The sequence below is a fragment of the Haloferax elongans ATCC BAA-1513 genome, from assembly GCF_000336755.1.
GTDB lineage: Archaea > Halobacteriota > Halobacteria > Halobacteriales > Haloferacaceae > Haloferax > Haloferax elongans.
Genome location: NZ_AOLK01000022.1, coordinates 64,338 through 81,622 on the forward strand (window position 1 = coordinate 64,338; position 17,285 = coordinate 81,622).

The following is a 17,285-nucleotide window of genomic DNA, read 5'->3' on the forward strand; positions in this document are numbered from 1 at the left end:
GTCCAAGTATCAAAGATGGACCGCCGGGACTACCTCGCCAGACTCGCTGGAGTTGCGGGTGTTGGACTCACTGGGTGTGTCACCCTTCCGGGGAGCCGTGTCACCAGCGATGACCTGTCTCCCGTAGGAAACGCGACGACTTCCGACACTCCGTCCCCACGACCCGATGGTCGCCTTCCACGGCGTGGCGACGTCTCCCCTCCAGTCTCCCGGCGCGAGATGCGCGCTCCTCTCCCGCGCGACCACATCCCGGCGATTGTCGACCCGGTGTTCGGAACCGATTGGAGCGGACTCTCACTTCCAGCAGATTCGCGCGGAGAATCGACCACACTTCCCGACGACGCCCCCGTCATCGGCCTCACAGACGGGGGGAGAGCACGGGCGTACCCACTCCGAATACTCGATTGGCACGAGGTCGTCAACGACACATTCGGTGGTCCAATCGCCGTCACCTACTGTGTGCTCTGTGGGAGCAGTGTCGTCGTCGACCGAGTCGTCGGTGGGTCTGCGACCATCTTCGGCGTCTCGGGCTACCTCTGGCGCTCGGACCTCGTTCTCTACGACCGAGCGACAGAGAGCCTGTGGTCGCAGTTGCTCGCCACAGCTATCAACGGGCCGTCGACTGGCACCGAACTCAGGATTCGTCCCTCGTCGCTTACGACGTGGGGTGTGTGGAGCGTCGAACATCCAGAAACGGACGTTCTCTTGCCACCACCGCAGTCGAACACTGTTCGCGGACGCGAGGCGACGTTCGATTACTTCATCCCGAAGTATCGCCGAGACTCACCACCAGTCATCGGATTCGGGGCGGATGCAGACGGTCTGCACCCTCGGTCGTTGGTGCTCGGTGTCGCTCACGGCGACGCTGCGCGTGCCTATCCGTTCGACACTGTTCGGCGCGACGGTGTCGTCAACGACGACGTGGGTGGACTTCCGGTCGTCGTCACCGTAGCACCGGGGAATACGCTCGTCGCCTACGACCGCCGGGTTGGCGGTCAGACGTTGTACTTCTCCGCAGACGGACCGCGTCGGCTCTCGGCGGGTGCAACGACGTGGAAACGGGCGACCGGTGCGGGAGTCTCTGGTCCGCAGGCGACCCGTGACTTGACCCGGGCGAACGACCACCCGCCGATGTTCTGGCTCGGCTGGTCCGGGTTCTATCCTGAAACGAGTGTGTATGGGGAAGATACGGGGTGATGGTCGTCGGCTGGGATTTGAACCTCAGTCGCTCTGTTCACTTCGTTCGCGTCGCTCCCTGATTCAAATTCCACCGGGCCGCATTCATAACTCACAGTCCGAGCGACACGCACAGCGATCGCTCGGAAGGTAGATTCGTAGAGAAGTGCGTCGGCTGGGATTTGAACCCAGGTTGTGACCATGGCAAGGTCACGTGATACCACTACACTACCGACGCATGTGGTGGAAGTGCGCTGGCTGGGATTTGAACCCAGGTTGTGACCATGGCAAGGTCACGTGATACCACTACACTACCAGCGCATTCCGCGGGTATCGTTGCGTTCTGCTGCGTTTCTGGATAATGCCGGGTTCATAAATAAGACTTGCGAAACGGGGGAGAAATCGGACGACAGCGCGGTACCTGCTACCACGTGAGATTCAGTAAAACGGACCTATCTAACACCGCGTGATTCAGTACCACGAGTCATTCGCCAATCTGCCACAAACGAAGGCGTGGGACGCCGTATCACCCGAGAATGGATTCGCTACTCTTTTAGGTAACCCCCCGGTAGAAACGCCACAGTCTAGACGAGACGAGGATGAATTCGGCATGACACTCAGCGTACTCGTGCCGTCCTCACTCGTCCGGGAAGCCGAAGATCAACGCGAGGCAACTCGCAAACTCGGCTACGTCGCCCGCGCGGCGGCGGTCTTCCGGGCGGACGAACTCGTCATCTTCCCTGACGAAGATGGCGAGAACAAGTGGGGCGGCGAGTTCGTCGAAACCGTACTTCGGTACGCTGCGACGCCCCCATACCTTCGCAAAGAGGTCTGGGGCAAGCGTGACGAACTCCGGTACGCTGGTATCTTGCCGCCCGTTCTCGTCTCGTCTACGACCGCGGACGACTCTGACGAGTTGCCCGCGTTGCGAGAAGGAATCGTGACCGAGGTCGGACCTGACGACCGCGTTCGGGTCAATTGCGGAATGCAACACCCGATCTCCCTGTTCGTCCCTCCCGGGATGGACGCCACAGAGGGAGAGCGCGTCGCTGTCAGGATCTCTTCGCGAGAACCGGTCCGTGCGAGGATCGTCGACGAGCCCCTTCCGGGGTTCGACGTATCCCGCATGGACCTCACGGAAGCTCTCGGCAGACCGGATGCGGGCGTGCGAATCGCCACGTCTCGCTATGGTGAGCCGCTTTCGGTCCCCCGACTGGGGGAACTGACAGCCCGTATCGCCGACGCCGACGGCATGACCGTCGTGTTCGGTTCGCCGGGCCGTGGGCTTCCGGACATGCTGGGGATGACTCCCGAGGATGTCGCAGACGTCGAACCCTCCGTTGGTCCGGGGTTCGACCTCTGGCTCAATACGATTCCGCGACAGGGGAGCGACGTGGTGCGAACTGAAGAAGCGATGTTCGCCTCACTCGCCTCCCTGACACTCACGGAGTGAACATATGCCACAACCAAGCAGACCACGAAAAGGCTCGATGGGCTTCAGCCCGCGTAAGCGTGCGACCAAAGAGGTCCCACGCATCAAGTCGTGGCCAAGTGACGATGGGTCCCCTGCACTGCAGGGCTTCGCTGGCTACAAGGCCGGCATGACGCACGTCATGATGGTCAACGACGAGGCCGACTCCCCCCGAGAGGGTATGGAGGAAGCCGTTCCGGTGACCGTCGTCGAGACGCCACCGATGCGCGCTATCGCCCTTCGCGCCTACGAACAGACGTCGTACGGTATGAAGCCGAAGACCGAGGTCTGGGCGAGTGAGTTCCACGACGAACTCGACCGCGTCCTCGACCTTCCGGCAGAAGACACGTTCGAGGAGGACGCCGAAGCGCTTCGCGAAGCCGTCGAGGCTGGCGAAGTCGACGACCTTCGCGTCATCACGCACACGGTCCCGGCTGGACTCAAGAACGTGCCAAAGAAGAAGCCCGACGTGATGGAGACGCGCGTCGGTGGCGGCTCCCTCGTGGAGCGCGCCGATTTCGCCCTCGAACTCGTTGGTGAGGGTGGCGAACACGAGATGTCCGACGTGTTCCGTGCTGGTGAGTACCTCGACGCAGCGGGCGTCACGAAAGGGAAAGGTACGCAAGGTCCCGTCAAGCGATGGGGCGTCCAGAAGCGGAAGGGCAAGCACGCCCGTCAGGGCTGGCGTCGCCGTATTGGCAACCTCGGCCCGTGGAACCCATCGCGCGTTCGCTCGACGGTTCCGCAGCTCGGTCAGACCGGTTACCACCAGCGCACTGAACTCAACAAGCGCCTCATCGACCTCGGTGAGGGTGACGAGCCGACCGTCGACGGCGGCTTCGTCAACTACGGTGAGGTCGACGGGCACTACGCGCTCGTCAAGGGCTCGCTTCCGGGCCCCAACAAGCGTCTTCTGCGGTTCCGCCCGGCCGTCCGGCCGAACGACCAGCCGCGCCTCGACCCCGAGGTGCGCTACGTCTCTACCGCATCGAACCAGGGATAAACCATGCAGGCAACTATCCGAAACCTGAACGGCGAGGACGCAGGCAGCGTCGAGCTGCCGGAGGTCTTCGAGACGGACTACCGTCCGGACCTCATCAAGCGTGCTGTCGTCGCCGCGCAGGCTAACCGAAAACAGCCGTACGGTTCCGACCCTTACGCCGGCATGCGAACGCCGGCAGAGTCCATGGGCAGCGGTCGCGGCATGTCCCACGACCCACGCCAGAACGGTGTGGCCCGACGTGTCCCGCACGCCGTCTCCGGTCGCCGCGCACACCCGCCGAAGGCCGAGAAGGACCAGGGCAAGGAAATCAACACAAAGGAGCGTAAGCTCGCCGTTCGCTCGGCACTCGCCGCCACGACAAACCCCGAAATCGTTCGTGAGCGCGGGCACGAGTTCGAGGACGACCTCGAACTTCCGCTCGTCGTCTCCGACGACTTCGACGACCTCGTCAAGACGAAGGAGGTCGTCGACCTCCTGCAGTCGCTTGGCGTCTACGGCGACATCGAGCGCTCCGAAGAGAACAAGAAGGTGAAGAGTGGCCAGGGTAAGCTCCGTGGCCGCAAGTACACGCGTCCGAAGTCCATTCTCTTCGTGACGGCCGAGGAGCCCTCGAAGGCTGCTCGCAACCTCGCCGGTGTCGACGTCGCTACCGCGGCGAACGTCTCCGCCGAGGACCTCGCGCCCGGTACGCACGCCGGTCGCCTCACCATCTTCACCGAGAGTGCACTCGAGGAGGTCGCAGAACGATGAGCATCATCGAACACCCGCTGGTCACAGAGAAGGCGATGAACGCGATGGACTTCGACAACAAGCTCCAGTTCATCGTCCACGTCGATGCGACCAAGTCTGACATCAAGGACGAAATCGAGTCGCGTTACGACGTGACCATCGACAAAGTCAACACGCAGGTTACGATGAAAGGAAAGAAGAAAGCAACCGTTCGTCTCACCGAAGACGACGACGCGCAGGAAGTCGCGTCGCGAATTGGGGTGTTCTAACCATGGGACGCCGCATTCAGGGCCAGCGTCGTGGTCGCGGTACGTCCACTTTCCGGGCGCCATCGCACCGCTACAAGGCCGAACTCTCGCACAAGAAATCCGAGGACGACGGCACCATCTCGGGCACGGTCGTCAGCATCGAGCACGACCCCGCCCGCAGTGCGCCTATCGCCCTCGTCGAGTTCGAGGACGAACAGCGCATGATTCTCGTCCCCGAGGGCGTCGCCGTCGGCGAAGAGCTTCAGATCGGCATCTCCGCCGAAATCAAACCCGGCAACACGCTGCCACTCGCCGAGATTCCCGAGGGTGTTCCCGTCTGTAACGTCGAGCGTCAGCCCGGCGACGGTGGGAAGTTCGCCCGCGCATCCGGTGTCAGCGCGCAGCTTCTCTCGCACGACCGCGAGGTCGCTGTCGTGAAGCTGCCGTCGGGTGAGGTCAAGCGCCTCAACCCCACCTGCCGAGCCACCATCGGCGTCGTCGCCGGTGGCGGCCGCACGGAGAAGCCGTTCGTCAAGGCAGGGAAGAAGTACCACAAGATGAAAGCGCGCGGTATCAAGTGGCCGCGTGTCCGTGGTGTTGCCATGAACGCCGTCGACCACCCGTTCGGTGGCGGTGGCCGACAGCACCCAGGTCAGCCGAAGTCCGTCTCGCGGAACGCTCCGCCGGGCCGGAAGGTCGGTGACATCGCCTCCAAGCGCACCGGTCGCGGTGGAAAGGGAGGTAACTGAACATGAGCACGCAATACCGTACCGGCCGCGAAGGTGAGTTCACCTACCGTGGCTACACGCTCGAAGAGCTGCAGGATATGGAGCTCGAAGAAGTTGCGGAACTGCTCCCCGCTCGTCAGCGGCGAACCATCACCCGTGGCCTCTCGACCGAACAGCAGAAGCTGCTCGAGAAGGTCCGAGACAAGACGGAAGAGGAGACGGCAAACGCGCCTATCCGCACGCACCTGCGTGACATGCCGATTCTTCCTTCCTTCGTCGAGCTCACCTTCGCCGTCTACGACGGGAAAGAGTTCGAGCGCGTCAAGATTCAGCCCGAGATGATCGGACACTACCTTGGCGAGTTCCAGCTCACCCGCACGTCGGTCGAGCACGGTCAGGCCGGTATCGGCGCGACCCGGTCTTCGAAGTTCGTGCCGCTCAAATAAACCATGGGAATCAACTACAGCGTCGAGGCCGACCCGGAAACCACGGCCAAAGGTATGCTCCGGGACCGGCCCATCAGCATCAAGCACAGTAAGGCCATCTCCCGCGCCATCAAGGGGATGACCGTCGCCGACGCAGAGGAGTACCTCGAAGCCGTCATCGACGGCGAGCGGTCGGTTCCGTTCAAGCAGCACAACTCCGGTGTGGGTCACCGGAGCGACATCGAGGGCTGGGACGCAGGACGATACCCTGAGAAGGCGTCCAAGGCGTTCCTCGAGCTCCTGGAAAACGTTCGCAACAACGCGACCGAACAGGGCTTCGACGGACCTGCGATGGAGATCAAGCACGTCGCCGCCCACAAGGTCGGCGAACGTCCGGGTCGGAAGCCCCGCGCATTCGGCCGGGCAGACCCGTGGAACACCCCAATCTGTGACGTCGAACTCATCATCGAGGAGGTCGAGGAATAATGGCTGACGAACACCAATTCATCGAAGACGGACTGCAGAAGTCCCAAATCGACGAGTTCTTCGCAGAGGAACTCGGCCGCGCCGGCTACGGCGGCATGGACGTCGCCAAGACGCCGATGGGCACTCAGATCGTGCTCAAGGCCGAAAAGCCCGGGATGGTCATCGGGAAAGGCGGGAAGAACATCCGCAAGGTCACCCGCGAACTCGAAGAGCGATTCAACCTCGACGACCCCCAGATCGACGTGCAGGAAGTCGACGAGCCGGACCTCAACGCCCGGATCGTCGCCGACCGCCTCGCCAACGCACTCGAGCGTGGCTGGTACTTCCGCAAAGCGGGTCACACGACCATCGACCGTATCATGGACGCCGGCGCCCTCGGTGCCGAAATCGTCCTGTCCGGGAAGGTCACTGGTGCCCGCTCGCGCGTGGAGAAGTTCAACCGTGGCTACATCAAGCACAACGGTGAGCCTGCTCAGGAGATCGTCGACGAAGGCCAGGGTGTCGCAGTCATGAAGCTCGGCACCATTGGCGTCACCGTCAAGATCATCCCGCCGGGAGCGCGCCTCCCCGACGACTTCGAAGTCGAGGAAGACGCAGAGCCCGAAGCGGTCGAGCAGTTCGAAGAGCCCGAGAGCGTCGAGGACCTCCTCGAAGAGGAGCCGGAAGAAGTTCCGGACGTCTCCGAGGAAGCCGAACCCGAGACGGACGCCGTCGACGAGGAAGTCGTCGAGGAAGCCGTCGAGGAAGTTGTTGACGACGACGAGGAAGTCGTCGAAGACGACGCCGACGCCGATGCCGACGACGAGGAAGCCGTCGAGGAAGAACTCGACGAAGACGTCGCCGAAGAGGCGGCCGACCTCGTCGCCGAGATGGAAGACGAAGACGAAACGGAGGAGGAATAAATGGCGATCCTCTACACTGACGAAATCCGCGACATGACGGCTGCAGAGCGCGAAGCCGAGCTCGAAGAGCTCGAGACCGAGCTGCTCAACACCAAGGCCGTGCAGGCCGCGGGTGGCGCACCGGACAACCCCGGTCGCGTTGCCGAACTGAAGCGCACTGTCGCGCGGATCAAGACGATCCAGCGCGAAGAAGGCGACTTCGACGAAGAATAACGATGCCACTCACACCCGAGACACTCACACGACACGAACTCAACGGCCTCAACGTCGAGGTCGTCGACGCAGCGAACCCCGACTTGGTCGGGATAGCTGGGCGTGTCGTCGTCGAGACCATGCAAACCATCATGGTCGACGACGGGTCTCGGGTGCGGCAGGTGCCAAAGCAAGGCGCAACATTCCAGTTCGAAATTCCGCGTACAGATGAAGCCGCCGACGCCGCGAAGGTGTCGGGGACCACGTCCAAACTTCGGTCGGAAACTGCTGGTAGATTTGAAACCAGTCAGTCTTACCGGCGTTCCGAGACACACTCGGACGCTTCTCGGAGTTCCTCCGAGAATTGCGAGGGCGTGGCCTACGTTACGGTGGATGGCGCACGACTGCTCTCACGACCCGCCCTGCGCACCGAAACTACAGGTGACTCGAAATGGCGATAGGACTAGACGTTCCAATGCCTCCGGAGCCAGAAGACTCCGAGGCGTACGACTATGAGAAGTGTCCGTTCTACGGCTCGCTCTCCGTCCGGGGTCAGACCCTGGAGGGGACGGTCGTCTCGACGGACATGGAAAAGACCGTCATCGTCGAGCGGGAGTACGACGTATTCGTTCCGAAGTACGACCGCTACATGAAGCGACGTTCCCGCATCCCGGCACACGTGCCGGGCGTGCTCGACGACGTCGCTGTCGGTGACGAAGTAACAATTGCGGAGACCCGACCTCTCTCGAAGACGAAATCCCACGTCGTCGTCGAGATTATGGGAGGTGACGAGTGATGGAAGCGCTCAAAGCAGACATCACCAAGGGAATCGCTCGCGGTTCGCTGGTCACATGTGCCGACAACACTGGCGCACGTGAACTCAAGATTATCAGCGTCGCGGGTTACTCCGGCACGAAGAACCGCCACCCCAAGGCAGGCATCGGGGACAAGGTGACCGTCTCGGTCACCAAGGGTACCCCCGAGATGCGCCGCCAGGTGCTCGAAGCCGTTGTCGTCCGCCAGCGGAAATCTATCCGCCGGCCGGACGGAACGCGCGTGAAGTTCGAGGACAACGCCGCCGTCATCATCGACGAGATGGAAGAGCCTCGCGGGACCGAAATCAAGGGTCCCATCGCGCGTGAAGTGGCCGAGCGCTTCGGGAGTATCGCATCGACGGCTACGATGATTGTATAGTATGACTCGACAACCGCGCAAACAGCGAATTCAGTCTCGCGACGCCCCGCTCCACGAGCGGCAAAAGCAGGTCCGCGCAACCCTGACGACCGACCTCCGCGAGGAGTACGGTCAGCGAAACGTCCGCGTCAACGCGGGCGACACCGTCGAGGTTCTCCGCGGCGACTTCGCCGGCGAAGAAGGCGAAGTCACCGAGGTCGACCTCACCGACGCCGTCATCTACGTCGACGGCGTCACCGTGGCTAAGGCCGATGGTGAAGAGGTTCCGCGTCCGCTTCAGGCCAGCAACGTCCGTGTGACCGAGCTGGACCTCGAAGACGACGTCCGCGAGGCCCGACTCAAGGAGGATAACGAATGACTCGACACCAGAAGCGACTGTCCGTACCGAAGTCCTGGCCGGTCGAGCGCAAGGAAGGCACGTTCACGGTCAAGGCCGGTGCAGGTCCGCACGGCGAGGCGGGGGTTCCCCTGCTCATCGTCCTGCGCGACGTGCTCGGTTACGTGGACTCGAAGAAGGAGGCGCAGTACGCCCTCAACCAGCAGAGTGTGCTGGTCAACGGCGACGCTGTCTCCGACGTTCGACGCCCCATCGGGATGTTCGACATCCTGGCGTTCACCGAGCGTGAGGAGTACTACCGCGTCTTCCCCGACGAGGGTGGCCGTCTATCGCTCACTCTCATCGACGCCGACTCGGCGTCGAGCCGTCTCGGGAAGATCGTCCGCAAGTCGCAGGTCACTGGCGGCAACTTCCAGCTGACCCTGCACGACGGTTCCAACATCGTCGTCGAAGACGCCTCGGAGTACACCAACAAGGACTCCATCGTCGTCGACAACGAGTCGAAGGATATCGTCGCGCACTTCCCCTACGAGGAAGGTGCGCTCGTGACTGCCGTTGCCGGTTCTCACGCCGGTGACATCGGCGAAATCGACGAGATTATCGTCACGCCGGGCAGCGGAAACAACTCCGTCATCGTCGACAACGAAGACGGCGGGTTCGAGACCATCGAACAGTACGTCGTCGTCATCGACGAGAACTTCACGGGTGATGACGAATGAGCGAGGCAGAATTCCACGAGATGCGCGAGCCGCGCATCGAAAAGGTCGTCGTCCACATGGGCGTCGGCGAAGGTGGTCGTGAACTCGCAAACGCCGAAGACATCCTCGAGGAAATCACGGGCCAAGAGAGCGTCCAGACACTCTCGGGCCGTGCCTCGGTGGACTTCGGCGTCCGCCGTGGCGAACCCGTCGGCGCGAAGGTCACCCTCCGCGGTGACAACGCCGTCGAGTTCCTCGAAACCGCGCTCCCGATTTCGGACCTCGCCCGCTCGTCGTTCGACGAGACGGGGAACTTCGGCTTCGGCGTCGAAGAGCACACCGAGTTCCCGAGCCAGGAGTACGACCCGCAGATCGGTATCTACGGACTGGACGTGACGGTCAACCTCGTCCGCCCCGGATACCGTGTGAAGAAGCGCGACAAGCGTTCTCGTCAGATTCCGTCGTCCCACCGGATGACCATCGACGACGCTGTCGCGTTCATCGAATCCACGTTCGACGTGGAGGTTGAAGAATGAGCGACAGCGAAACAGAACAGACGGGCGAGCACGCAAGCCGCCGCACCGGCCAGGAGAACGAGTGCCGGCGCTGCGGTCGAAAGCAGGGACTTGTCGGCAAGTACGACATCAACCTGTGCCGCCAGTGCTTCCGAGAGATCGCCCGCGAGATGGGATTCAAGAAGTACCGATAAGCCATGGCTGACAACGATCCACTCAGTAGCGCACTCTCCGGTGTGAACAACGCCGAAAGTGTCGGACACCTGTCCCACGAGATCCAGCCCGCCTCTAACATCATCGGCTCCGTCCTCGAGGTCTTCTACGACCGAGGGTACGTCGACGGCTTCGAGTTCGTCGACGACGGCAAGGCCGGTAAGTTCGAGGTTGAACTGAAAGGCGCCATCAACAAGTGTGGCGTCGTCAAGCCGCGATACTCCGCGGGCGCCGACGACTTCGAGAAGTGGGAGAAGCGATTCCTCCCCGCTCGTGACTACGGCGCGCTCATCGTCACGACGAGCCACGGCGTCATGAGCCACTACGAGGCCCGCGACCAGGGTATCGGTGGCCAGATAATCGCCTACGTCTACTAGAATCATGAGTCGAGTAGAAATCCAAATTCCAGACGACGTGTCCGCCGAGGTCGACAACCTCGAACTCACCGTCGAGGGTCCCGAAGGGAGCGTCACGCGACGCCTTTGGTACCCGAACGTCTCGGTCACCGTCGAAGACGGTGCCGTGGTCATCGAGACCAACGTCACGAACGCGAAGACGAACGCGACGGTCGGTACCTTCGAGAGCCACGTGAACAACATGATTCACGGCGTCGCCGACGGCTGGGAGTACAAGATGGAAGTTCACTACGCTCACTTCCCAATGCAAGTGAACGTCGAAGGTGACGACGTCGTCATCAAGAACTTCCTCGGTGAGAAAGCTCCCCGACGGACGACCGTCCGCGGCGACACCAACGTACAGGTCGACGGCGAAGAAGTCACCCTGACGGGCCCCTCCAAGGAGGACGTCGGGCAGACTGCCGCCGACATCGAACAGCTCACTCGCGTCAAGGACAAGGACACTCGCGTGTTCTCCGACGGCGTGTACATCACGCAGAAACCGAAGACTGGTGATGCCTAATGTCGGAAGAAATCACAGCACTCGAAGACATCAGCGGTGTCGGCCCATCGAAGGCCGACGCGCTCCGCGAAGCTGGCTTCGAATCTGTCGACGACGTACAGGCCGCAAGCCAGTCTGAGCTGGCCGAAGTCGACGGCATCGGCAACGCGCTCGCCGCGCGTATCAAAGCCGACGTCGGTGGTCTCGAGGTCTCCGAAGAGGCCGAGGCCGAAGTCGAAGACGAGTCCGAAGCCGAAGAGGAAGAGCCAGAAGAAGACGTCGAGACGGAGCTTCAGCCCCGCGGTCACGCGGACAAGAAGCCCCAGCTCGACGACGAGACGGCTCGCGCGCTGGCGCAGAAGCGCCGCGAAGGCAAGCCGCAGTTCAACCGACAGGACTACCACAAGAAGAAGCGCACGCCCAAATCGTGGCGTCGCCCCCGTGGTACCCTGTCCAAGCAGCGTATCGGCATCAAGGGCAAGGGCCCGAAGGTGGAAGCGGGTTACCGCACGCCGAAGGCCGCCCGCGGACTGCACCCGTCCGGCTTCGAGGAAGTTCGCGTCCACAACGTGGACGACCTCGAAGGCGTCGACGGCGACACGCAGGCCGTGCGAATCGCCTCCTCGGTCGGCGCGCGCAAGCGCGAGCGTATCGAGGAAGTGTGTGAGGACCGCGAGATTCGCGTCCTCAACCCCACCTACATCGAAGTCGAGGTGGATAACTGATGACGGACCTGAAAGCACAGAAGCGAATGGCTGCCGACGTCCTCGACGTTGGCAAGGGTCGCATTTGGTTCGACCCTGACGCACAGGCCGACATCGCGGAGGCCATCACGCGCGAAGACATCCGTGAACTCGTCGACGAGGGCACGATTCGCGCCAAGGACGCCAAGGGTAACTCCAAGGGTCGCGCACGCGAGCGCGCCGAGAAGCGTTCCTACGGCCACCGCAAGGGTGCCGGGTCCCGCAAGGGCCGTTCCGGTGCTCGTCAGAACACGAAAGACGCATGGGTCAGCCGAATCCGCGCTCAGCGCCGTCGCCTCAAGGAACTTCGCGACGAGGGAACGCTCGACAGTTCCCAGTACCGCGAAGTCTACAACAAGGCGTCCGGCGGTGAATTCGATAGCGTCGACCGGCTCGAAGCATACATCCAGAACAACTACCAGGTGGAGATTCAATAATGGCGACCGGACCACGATACAAGGTTCCGATGCGACGTCGCCGTGAAGTCCGGACGGACTACCATCAAAGGTTGCGCCTGCTGAAATCGGGTAAGCCCCGCCTCGTTGCTCGCGTGAGCAACAAGCACGTCAGGGCGCAGCTGGTCACTCCGGGCTCGAACGGTGACAACACCCACGCTGCAGCGACCTCTGCGGACCTCGCCGAGTACGGCTGGGAAGCCCCCACGGGCAACCTCCCAAGCGCGTACCTCACGGGGTACCTCGCAGGAAAGCGAGCGCTGGCCGCCGGTCTCGAGGAAGCAGTCCTCGACATCGGCCTCAACACGGCCACGCCCGGCAACAAGGTCTTCGCAGTGCAAGAGGGTGCGATCGACGCTGGCCTCGAAATCCCCCACAACGACGACGTACTCGCTGACTGGGACCGCAACCGCGGTGTCCACATCGCTGAGTACGCAGAGCAGCTCGACGAGCCGCTCTACAGTGGAGACTTCGACGCCACGAACCTCCCCGACCACTTCGACGAAGTGCTCGGGAACCTTCAGGAGGACGAATGAGCAGAGATAACAACGGCTGGGAGCCGCGAACGCGGCTCGGCCGCATGGTGCAGAACGGCGACGTCACGTCGATGGACCACGCGCTCGAGACCGGGCTTCCGCTCAAGGAGCCCCAGATCGTCGACCAACTCCTTCCCGGACTGGACGACGAAGTGCTCGACATCAACATGGTCCAGCGCATGACCGACTCCGGCCGCCGGGTGAAGTTCCGGTGTGTCGTCGCAGTCGGGAACCGTGACGGCTACCTCGGCTACGCTGAAGCCCGCGACGACCAGGTCGGCGGCGCAATCCAGAAAGCCATCGAGGTGGCGAAACTGAACATTATCAAGGTTGACCGCGGCTCCGGTTCGTGGGAAGACCGCGCAGGCGGTCTGAACTCCCTCTCCCGCAAGGCAGAGGGCAAGGCCGGCTCCGTGACGGTCAAGGTCATCCCGGCACCGCAGGGCCTCGGCCTCGCGGCTGCTGAGACCGTCCGCAACATCCTCGAACTCGCAGGCGTCCAGGACGCTTGGACCAAGAGTGACGGGAACACGCGGACGACCGTCAACCTCGCCAAGGCAACGTACAACGCGCTGAAGAACGCCTCGCAGTCCCGCACGCCCCGTCGTGCTCGCGAGATTCGACAGGAGGTACGCGAATAATGCAAGCCATCGTTCAGCTTCGCGGTGAAGTCAACATGGCACAGGACGTCCGTGACACGCTCACGATGCTCAACATCGGCAGCGTGAACCACGCGACGTTCGTTCCCGAGTCGGACACCTACCGTGGCATGATCACGAAGGTCAACGACTACGTCGCGCACGGCACGCCGAGCGCCGACGTCGTCGAGACGCTCGTCCGCACGCGCGCCGAGCCCGAAGAGGGCAGCGACGAGATCACCGACGAGTGGGTTTCCGAGAACACCGACTACGACGACGTTTCCGACCTCGCGTCGGCCGTCGTCGACGAGGAGACGACGCTGCGCAAGCAGGGTCTGTCTCCCGTGCTCCGACTGCACCCGCCGCGTGGCGGACACCGCGGTCAGAAGCACGTCACCAAGGAAGGTGGCCAACTCGGAAAGCATACCACCGAGGAGATTGACGAGCTTCTGGAGGCAATGCGATGACGTCCAAGAAGCGACGCCAACGTGGCTCCCGGACACACAGCGGCGGTACCCACAAGAACCGGCGTGGTGCCGGTCACCGTGGTGGCCGTGGCCGTGCCGGGCGCGACAAACACGAGTATCACAACTACGAACCGCTCGGCAAGCACGGCTTCAAGCGACCCGACGTCCTGCAGGACGACGTCGCCGAAGTCAAGGTCCAGAAGCTCGACGAGGACGCCGCGCTCCTCGCCGCTGACGGACTCGCCGAGAAAGACGGTGACGCGTACACCATCGACGCCCGCGACGTAGCCGAGGATGGCTGGGACGCGGACGTCGTGAAGGTGCTCGGTGGCGGGCAGGTCCGAAACGAGCTGCACGTCGTCGCCGACGCGTTCACCGCCGGTGCCGTCGAACTCATCGAAGAGGGCGGTGGCAGCACCGAACTCTCCGAACGTGCGGAGGAAGCAGCCGAGGAAGCCGAGGCTGCTGCCGACGACGAAGACGACGAGGAATAAATCATGGGATGGAAGGACACCGCCGAACCAGTGCTGGCGCGGATGCCCGCAGTCGCCCGACCGGAAGGACACGTACCGTTCCGCCGGAAGCTCGGGTGGACGGGTGGCATCCTCGTCTTGTACTTCTTCCTGACGAACGTGACGCTGTTCGGCGTCGACGCTGGGGCCGCGAATGACCTCTTCGGTCAGTTCCGGTCCATCTTGGCCGGCCAGCAGGGCTCGGTGCTCCAACTGGGTATCGGTCCAATCGTCACGGCGAGCATCGTCTTGCAACTGCTTGGCGGTGCTGACCTGCTCGGGCTCGACACCAACAACAACCCACGCGACCAGATTCTCTATCAGGGTCTGCAGAAGTTGCTCGTCGGTGTCATGATCGTCCTGACGGGCCTTCCGATGGTGTTCGCAGGCGGCTTCCTGCCTGCCGACCCTGCCGTCGCCCAATCGCTGGGCATCGGCACGGGTGGCGTGAAGGCGCTGATCTTCGCGCAGATCGCCGTCGGTGGTGTCCTCATCCTGTTCATGGACGAAATCGTGAGCAAGTGGGGCGTCGGCTCCGGTGTCGGCCTGTTCATTATCGCCGGTGTCAGCCAGCAGCTCGTCGGTGGGCTGTTCAGCTGGCAGGGTCTCGGTGGCACGTCGGGCTTCTTCCCGACGTGGTTCGGGATTCTCACCGGTGCGGTCGACCTCCCGACGTCGCCGACTGACTTGCTCTCGACCATCTTCCTGGGTCAGGGGCAACTGCTCGCACTCGTCACGACGCTGCTCATCTTCGGCATCGTCGTGTACGCCGAGAGTGTCCGCGTCGAGATTCCCCTCTCGCACGCCCGTGTGAAGGGTGCTCGTGGTCGCTTCCCGGTCAAGCTCATCTACGCGAGTGTTCTGCCGATGATCCTCGTCCGCGCCCTGCAGGCGAACATTCAGTTCCTGGGGCGCATCCTGGACAGCCAGTGGGCAAGTATGCCTGCGTGGCTCGGTCAGTACACCAGCGGGCAGGTCACCGGTGGCCTGTTCTACTATCTCGCGCCGGTCCAGTCGCGCTCCGACTGGATGTGGTTCCTCGGCCTCACGTCGGCCGACCCACTCGATATCGCGATTCGCGTGCTCATCGACCTCACGTTCATGATTGTCGGTGGCGCGGTGTTCGCTATCTTCTGGGTCGAGACGACGGGCATGGGCCCGGAATCTACCGCGCAGCAGATTCAGAACTCCGGGATGCAGATTCCCGGCTTCCGCCGGAACCCACAAGTCATCGAGAAGGTCATGGAGCGGTACATTCCGCAGGTGACCGTCATCGGTGGCGCACTCGTGGGTCTGCTCGCCGTCATGGCGAACATGCTGGGCACCATCGGTGCCGTCTCCGGGACGGGGCTGCTGCTTACGGTCTCCATCACGTACAAGCTGTACGAGGAGATCGCAGAAGAGCAGCTCATGGAAATGCACCCGATGATGCGTCAGATGTTCGGTTCGGAGTAACGGACACCTGAGGCTTCGCGCCTTACGTCCGGCCGAACGCCTTCTTCGAAGCGTTCACACAACCAGAAAGCGGCAGCGCTGTTCTCGCGGACGCTGTACTATCTTCGATTCTACCAGCCAGTCTCAAAACAGAGGGCTGTCGCACCTGAGGCCTGGTGGGAGCGACATGTGACCGGCAAAAAGTGGTGGTGTGGTGGGAGTGCCAGTGGGTTTCGTGACGGTGGTGCCATGGCAGGCACCGCCATCGAGTGAGGCCTCACACTGTTACATGCACACAACCACCAATAGGGTGATTAAATCGGAAACAATTGTCTCGGGGGAAAGTTGTGATATTCTCTGACGTCACCGAGGCTCGTTGTAGTATTATGTGATGAATTATCTCACCGTTCATCGGTGCAATCGTACCCTTGGAAAGTAAGACGACCCGTCCGCTGTTCGAGTCGCTCAGCGTAGCCGACGGTGTAGGGCGCTCGTTTCCGGTCATTTTTCACAGCCCGCGGCGACCACCGAAGTATGAACGACGCCCGACTCGCACTCGATATCGAGACGGCGTGTCCCGAGGGACCGCCGAGCGACTTCCGAAACACCGACGAGTTCGAGTTGGTCGCCGTTGGACTCGGTGCATCCCAGAACGACGAGACAGAAGTGACCGTCGCGCTTCGAGAGGGCGACTGGAGCGTCGAACACACCGCGGCCCTCCTCCAAGATGTCGTTGAGTGGTGCGAGACACGCGGTGGGACAGTCCTCACGTACAACGGGCGGAACTTCGACGAACACCACCTCCGGGCGTGGGCCGAGCAGGTCGCCGACGCAGGTATTTGGGCCGACGCCCCGGAGCGAATCGAGTCCCTCTTTTCGAACCACGTAGACCTCGCCCCACTCGCCGCAGAGGCGTTCCCGCACGCCGTTCGCCAGAATCGAGAGATTCCGGCACTCTGGAAGGCCTGCGACGAAGCAGATGTCGACCAACCGAGCGTCTGGTACGACGACTACGGTCTCTCGCGTGCGTATCTCGACGGTCTCGGTATCGACGACCCACACGTAACGGGGATGCACGTCGGCGAGGGTCTCGGTGCTGCCTACGTCGAGGGTGTCGCCGCCGGTCTCGACGAGACACAGACCCACACGGAACTCGAACGTCTCCTCGTCGACTACGCCGCGGGCGACACCGAACCACTGTTTTCGCTACACGATTCGCTCCGTCGAATGCTCTCCGAAGCCTGAGGGAAGATTCGCTCTCCGAAGCCTGAGAATCGCTTCACGGA

Annotated in this window: 27 protein-coding genes and 2 tRNA genes; 27 read left to right on the forward strand and 2 right to left on the reverse strand. The window is 62.5% G+C overall.

All coding sequences use genetic code 11. The annotated features are described in order from the left end of the window. The first annotated feature begins 15 nt into the window (after positions 1–15). Positions 16–1,197, forward strand: coding sequence for a DUF3179 domain-containing protein (locus C453_RS14745; RefSeq protein ID WP_049907716.1), 1,182 nt, complete (start codon positions 16–18; stop codon positions 1,195–1,197). 146 nt (positions 1,198–1,343) lie between these two features. Here C453_RS14745 and C453_RS14750 read toward each other — a convergent pair. Further along, positions 1,344–1,414 (reverse strand) — tRNA-Gly (locus tag C453_RS14750). A gap of 12 nt (positions 1,415–1,426) precedes the next feature. Next, positions 1,427–1,497 (reverse strand) — tRNA-Gly (locus tag C453_RS14755). 289 nt (positions 1,498–1,786) lie between these two features. On the opposite strand from C453_RS14755, the gene C453_RS14760 reads away from it, so the two are divergent. The 26 genes from C453_RS14760 (at position 1,787) to C453_RS14885 (ending at position 17,244) form a co-directional block, all read left to right on the forward strand. Beyond that, the gene (locus C453_RS14760; RefSeq protein ID WP_007543122.1) at positions 1,787–2,629 is read left to right on the forward strand and encodes a putative RNA uridine N3 methyltransferase; all 843 of its coding nucleotides are present in this window, start codon (positions 1,787–1,789) and stop codon (positions 2,627–2,629) included. Positions 2,630–2,633: 4 nt separating this feature from the next. Continuing rightward, a complete protein-coding gene (locus tag C453_RS14765) occupies positions 2,634–3,650 on the forward strand; it encodes a 50S ribosomal protein L3 (protein WP_008325635.1) in 1,017 nt (338 codons plus the stop codon). Between the two features lie 3 nt (positions 3,651–3,653). Then, on the forward strand, positions 3,654–4,400 hold the full coding sequence (gene rpl4p / locus C453_RS14770) for a 50S ribosomal protein L4 (protein ID WP_008325636.1): 747 nt from the start codon (positions 3,654–3,656) through the stop codon (positions 4,398–4,400). Then, positions 4,397–4,648 carry a 50S ribosomal protein L23 gene (locus C453_RS14775; protein WP_007543119.1) on the forward strand — a complete coding sequence of 84 codons (252 nt, stop codon included), beginning with the start codon at positions 4,397–4,399 and terminating at the stop codon, positions 4,646–4,648. Before rpl4p ends, C453_RS14775 begins: the two co-directional genes overlap by 4 nt. 2 nt (positions 4,649–4,650) lie before the next feature. Beyond that, complete coding sequence (locus C453_RS14780) at positions 4,651–5,376, forward strand: 50S ribosomal protein L2 (protein WP_007543118.1); 726 nt, start codon at positions 4,651–4,653, stop codon at positions 5,374–5,376. Positions 5,377–5,378: 2 nt separating this feature from the next. Next, a complete protein-coding gene (locus C453_RS14785; protein ID WP_007543117.1) occupies positions 5,379–5,801 on the forward strand; it encodes a 30S ribosomal protein S19 in 423 nt (140 codons plus the stop codon). 3 nt (positions 5,802–5,804) lie between these two features. Continuing rightward, positions 5,805–6,266 (forward strand): 50S ribosomal protein L22, encoded by a 462-nt coding sequence (locus C453_RS14790; RefSeq protein ID WP_007543116.1) that lies wholly within the window; start codon positions 5,805–5,807, stop codon positions 6,264–6,266. Continuing rightward, positions 6,266–7,168, forward strand: a complete 903-nt coding sequence (locus tag C453_RS14795) for a 30S ribosomal protein S3 (protein ID WP_008325639.1) — start codon at positions 6,266–6,268, stop codon at positions 7,166–7,168. The genes C453_RS14790 and C453_RS14795 overlap by 1 nt, the downstream gene beginning before the upstream one ends. Then, positions 7,169–7,381, forward strand: a complete 213-nt coding sequence (gene rpmC / locus C453_RS14800) for a 50S ribosomal protein L29 (RefSeq protein ID WP_007543113.1) — start codon at positions 7,169–7,171, stop codon at positions 7,379–7,381. It begins immediately after the preceding gene. Between the two features lie 2 nt (positions 7,382–7,383). Beyond that, entirely contained in the window at positions 7,384–7,821 is a 438-nt protein-coding gene (locus C453_RS14805) for a ribonuclease P protein component 1 (RefSeq protein ID WP_008325642.1), read from the forward strand. Continuing rightward, on the forward strand, positions 7,812–8,156 hold the full coding sequence (locus C453_RS14810) for a 30S ribosomal protein S17 (RefSeq protein ID WP_049907717.1): 345 nt from the start codon (positions 7,812–7,814) through the stop codon (positions 8,154–8,156). Before C453_RS14805 ends, C453_RS14810 begins: the two co-directional genes overlap by 10 nt. Continuing rightward, positions 8,156–8,554, forward strand: a complete 399-nt coding sequence (locus C453_RS14815) for a 50S ribosomal protein L14 (protein WP_007543109.1) — start codon at positions 8,156–8,158, stop codon at positions 8,552–8,554. The genes C453_RS14810 and C453_RS14815 overlap by 1 nt, the downstream gene beginning before the upstream one ends. A gap of 1 nt (position 8,555) precedes the next feature. Next, a complete protein-coding gene (gene rplX / locus C453_RS14820) occupies positions 8,556–8,912 on the forward strand; it encodes a 50S ribosomal protein L24 (RefSeq protein WP_007543106.1) in 357 nt (118 codons plus the stop codon). Continuing rightward, entirely contained in the window at positions 8,909–9,610 is a 702-nt protein-coding gene (locus tag C453_RS14825; RefSeq protein ID WP_008325644.1) for a 30S ribosomal protein S4e, read from the forward strand. Before rplX ends, C453_RS14825 begins: the two co-directional genes overlap by 4 nt. Further along, on the forward strand, positions 9,607–10,125 hold the full coding sequence (locus C453_RS14830) for a 50S ribosomal protein L5 (RefSeq protein ID WP_008325645.1): 519 nt from the start codon (positions 9,607–9,609) through the stop codon (positions 10,123–10,125). Before C453_RS14825 ends, C453_RS14830 begins: the two co-directional genes overlap by 4 nt. Next, on the forward strand, positions 10,122–10,298 hold the full coding sequence (locus C453_RS14835) for a 30S ribosomal protein S14 (RefSeq protein ID WP_007543099.1): 177 nt from the start codon (positions 10,122–10,124) through the stop codon (positions 10,296–10,298). The genes C453_RS14830 and C453_RS14835 overlap by 4 nt, the downstream gene beginning before the upstream one ends. A 3-nt stretch (positions 10,299–10,301) precedes the next feature. Further along, positions 10,302–10,694, forward strand: coding sequence for a 30S ribosomal protein S8 (locus C453_RS14840; RefSeq protein WP_008325646.1), 393 nt, complete (start codon positions 10,302–10,304; stop codon positions 10,692–10,694). A gap of 4 nt (positions 10,695–10,698) precedes the next feature. After that, positions 10,699–11,235 (forward strand): 50S ribosomal protein L6, encoded by a 537-nt coding sequence (locus tag C453_RS14845; protein ID WP_008325647.1) that lies wholly within the window; start codon positions 10,699–10,701, stop codon positions 11,233–11,235. Further along, the gene (locus C453_RS14850; RefSeq protein ID WP_008325651.1) at positions 11,235–11,939 is read left to right on the forward strand and encodes a 50S ribosomal protein L32e; all 705 of its coding nucleotides are present in this window, start codon (positions 11,235–11,237) and stop codon (positions 11,937–11,939) included. Before C453_RS14845 ends, C453_RS14850 begins: the two co-directional genes overlap by 1 nt. Further along, on the forward strand, positions 11,939–12,394 hold the full coding sequence (locus tag C453_RS14855) for a 50S ribosomal protein L19e (protein WP_008325652.1): 456 nt from the start codon (positions 11,939–11,941) through the stop codon (positions 12,392–12,394). Before C453_RS14850 ends, C453_RS14855 begins: the two co-directional genes overlap by 1 nt. Continuing rightward, positions 12,394–12,948, forward strand: coding sequence for a 50S ribosomal protein L18 (locus C453_RS14860; protein WP_049907719.1), 555 nt, complete (start codon positions 12,394–12,396; stop codon positions 12,946–12,948). The genes C453_RS14855 and C453_RS14860 overlap by 1 nt, the downstream gene beginning before the upstream one ends. After that, entirely contained in the window at positions 12,945–13,589 is a 645-nt protein-coding gene (locus C453_RS14865) for a 30S ribosomal protein S5 (RefSeq protein WP_049907721.1), read from the forward strand. Before C453_RS14860 ends, C453_RS14865 begins: the two co-directional genes overlap by 4 nt. After that, a complete protein-coding gene (locus tag C453_RS14870; protein WP_008325661.1) occupies positions 13,589–14,053 on the forward strand; it encodes a 50S ribosomal protein L30 in 465 nt (154 codons plus the stop codon). The genes C453_RS14865 and C453_RS14870 overlap by 1 nt, the downstream gene beginning before the upstream one ends. Beyond that, the gene (locus C453_RS14875) at positions 14,050–14,547 is read left to right on the forward strand and encodes an uL15m family ribosomal protein (protein WP_008325662.1); all 498 of its coding nucleotides are present in this window, start codon (positions 14,050–14,052) and stop codon (positions 14,545–14,547) included. Before C453_RS14870 ends, C453_RS14875 begins: the two co-directional genes overlap by 4 nt. 3 nt (positions 14,548–14,550) lie before the next feature. Beyond that, positions 14,551–16,020, forward strand: a complete 1,470-nt coding sequence (gene secY / locus C453_RS14880) for a preprotein translocase subunit SecY (RefSeq protein ID WP_007543082.1) — start codon at positions 14,551–14,553, stop codon at positions 16,018–16,020. Between the two features lie 513 nt (positions 16,021–16,533). Continuing rightward, complete coding sequence (locus tag C453_RS14885) at positions 16,534–17,244, forward strand: hypothetical protein (protein ID WP_008325663.1); 711 nt, start codon at positions 16,534–16,536, stop codon at positions 17,242–17,244. Positions 17,245–17,285 lie beyond the last annotated feature (41 nt).

Bases quoted from the DNA above. Each gene is read 5' to 3' on its own strand.
- C453_RS14790 (WP_007543116.1), top strand. From the start codon at position 5,805: ATGGGAATCAACTACAGCGTCGAGGCCGACCCGGAAACCACGGCCAAA.
- C453_RS14810 (WP_049907717.1), top strand. From the start codon at position 7,812: ATGGCGATAGGACTAGACGTTCCAATGCCTCCGGAGCCAGAAGACTCC.
- C453_RS14805 (WP_008325642.1), top strand. From the start codon at position 7,384: ATGCCACTCACACCCGAGACACTCACACGACACGAACTCAACGGCCTC.
- C453_RS14835 (WP_007543099.1), top strand. From the start codon at position 10,122: ATGAGCGACAGCGAAACAGAACAGACGGGCGAGCACGCAAGCCGCCGC.
- C453_RS14870 (WP_008325661.1), top strand. From the start codon at position 13,589: ATGCAAGCCATCGTTCAGCTTCGCGGTGAAGTCAACATGGCACAGGAC.
- C453_RS14865 (WP_049907721.1), top strand. From the start codon at position 12,945: ATGAGCAGAGATAACAACGGCTGGGAGCCGCGAACGCGGCTCGGCCGC.
- C453_RS14850 (WP_008325651.1), top strand. From the start codon at position 11,235: ATGTCGGAAGAAATCACAGCACTCGAAGACATCAGCGGTGTCGGCCCA.
- C453_RS14830 (WP_008325645.1), top strand. From the start codon at position 9,607: ATGAGCGAGGCAGAATTCCACGAGATGCGCGAGCCGCGCATCGAAAAG.
- C453_RS14815 (WP_007543109.1), top strand. From the start codon at position 8,156: ATGGAAGCGCTCAAAGCAGACATCACCAAGGGAATCGCTCGCGGTTCG.
- C453_RS14845 (WP_008325647.1), top strand. From the start codon at position 10,699: ATGAGTCGAGTAGAAATCCAAATTCCAGACGACGTGTCCGCCGAGGTC.
- C453_RS14765 (WP_008325635.1), top strand. From the start codon at position 2,634: ATGCCACAACCAAGCAGACCACGAAAAGGCTCGATGGGCTTCAGCCCG.
- secY (WP_007543082.1), top strand. From the start codon at position 14,551: ATGGGATGGAAGGACACCGCCGAACCAGTGCTGGCGCGGATGCCCGCA.
- C453_RS14855 (WP_008325652.1), top strand. From the start codon at position 11,939: ATGACGGACCTGAAAGCACAGAAGCGAATGGCTGCCGACGTCCTCGAC.
- C453_RS14825 (WP_008325644.1), top strand. From the start codon at position 8,909: ATGACTCGACACCAGAAGCGACTGTCCGTACCGAAGTCCTGGCCGGTC.
- C453_RS14760 (WP_007543122.1), top strand. From the start codon at position 1,787: ATGACACTCAGCGTACTCGTGCCGTCCTCACTCGTCCGGGAAGCCGAA.
- C453_RS14885 (WP_008325663.1), top strand. From the start codon at position 16,534: ATGAACGACGCCCGACTCGCACTCGATATCGAGACGGCGTGTCCCGAG.
- rplX (WP_007543106.1), top strand. From the start codon at position 8,556: ATGACTCGACAACCGCGCAAACAGCGAATTCAGTCTCGCGACGCCCCG.
- C453_RS14840 (WP_008325646.1), top strand. From the start codon at position 10,302: ATGGCTGACAACGATCCACTCAGTAGCGCACTCTCCGGTGTGAACAAC.
- C453_RS14775 (WP_007543119.1), top strand. From the start codon at position 4,397: ATGAGCATCATCGAACACCCGCTGGTCACAGAGAAGGCGATGAACGCG.
- rpmC (WP_007543113.1), top strand. From the start codon at position 7,169: ATGGCGATCCTCTACACTGACGAAATCCGCGACATGACGGCTGCAGAG.
- rpl4p (WP_008325636.1), top strand. From the start codon at position 3,654: ATGCAGGCAACTATCCGAAACCTGAACGGCGAGGACGCAGGCAGCGTC.
- C453_RS14860 (WP_049907719.1), top strand. From the start codon at position 12,394: ATGGCGACCGGACCACGATACAAGGTTCCGATGCGACGTCGCCGTGAA.
- C453_RS14795 (WP_008325639.1), top strand. From the start codon at position 6,266: ATGGCTGACGAACACCAATTCATCGAAGACGGACTGCAGAAGTCCCAA.
- C453_RS14745 (WP_049907716.1), top strand. From the start codon at position 16: ATGGACCGCCGGGACTACCTCGCCAGACTCGCTGGAGTTGCGGGTGTT.
- C453_RS14780 (WP_007543118.1), top strand. From the start codon at position 4,651: ATGGGACGCCGCATTCAGGGCCAGCGTCGTGGTCGCGGTACGTCCACT.
- C453_RS14785 (WP_007543117.1), top strand. From the start codon at position 5,379: ATGAGCACGCAATACCGTACCGGCCGCGAAGGTGAGTTCACCTACCGT.
- C453_RS14875 (WP_008325662.1), top strand. From the start codon at position 14,050: ATGACGTCCAAGAAGCGACGCCAACGTGGCTCCCGGACACACAGCGGC.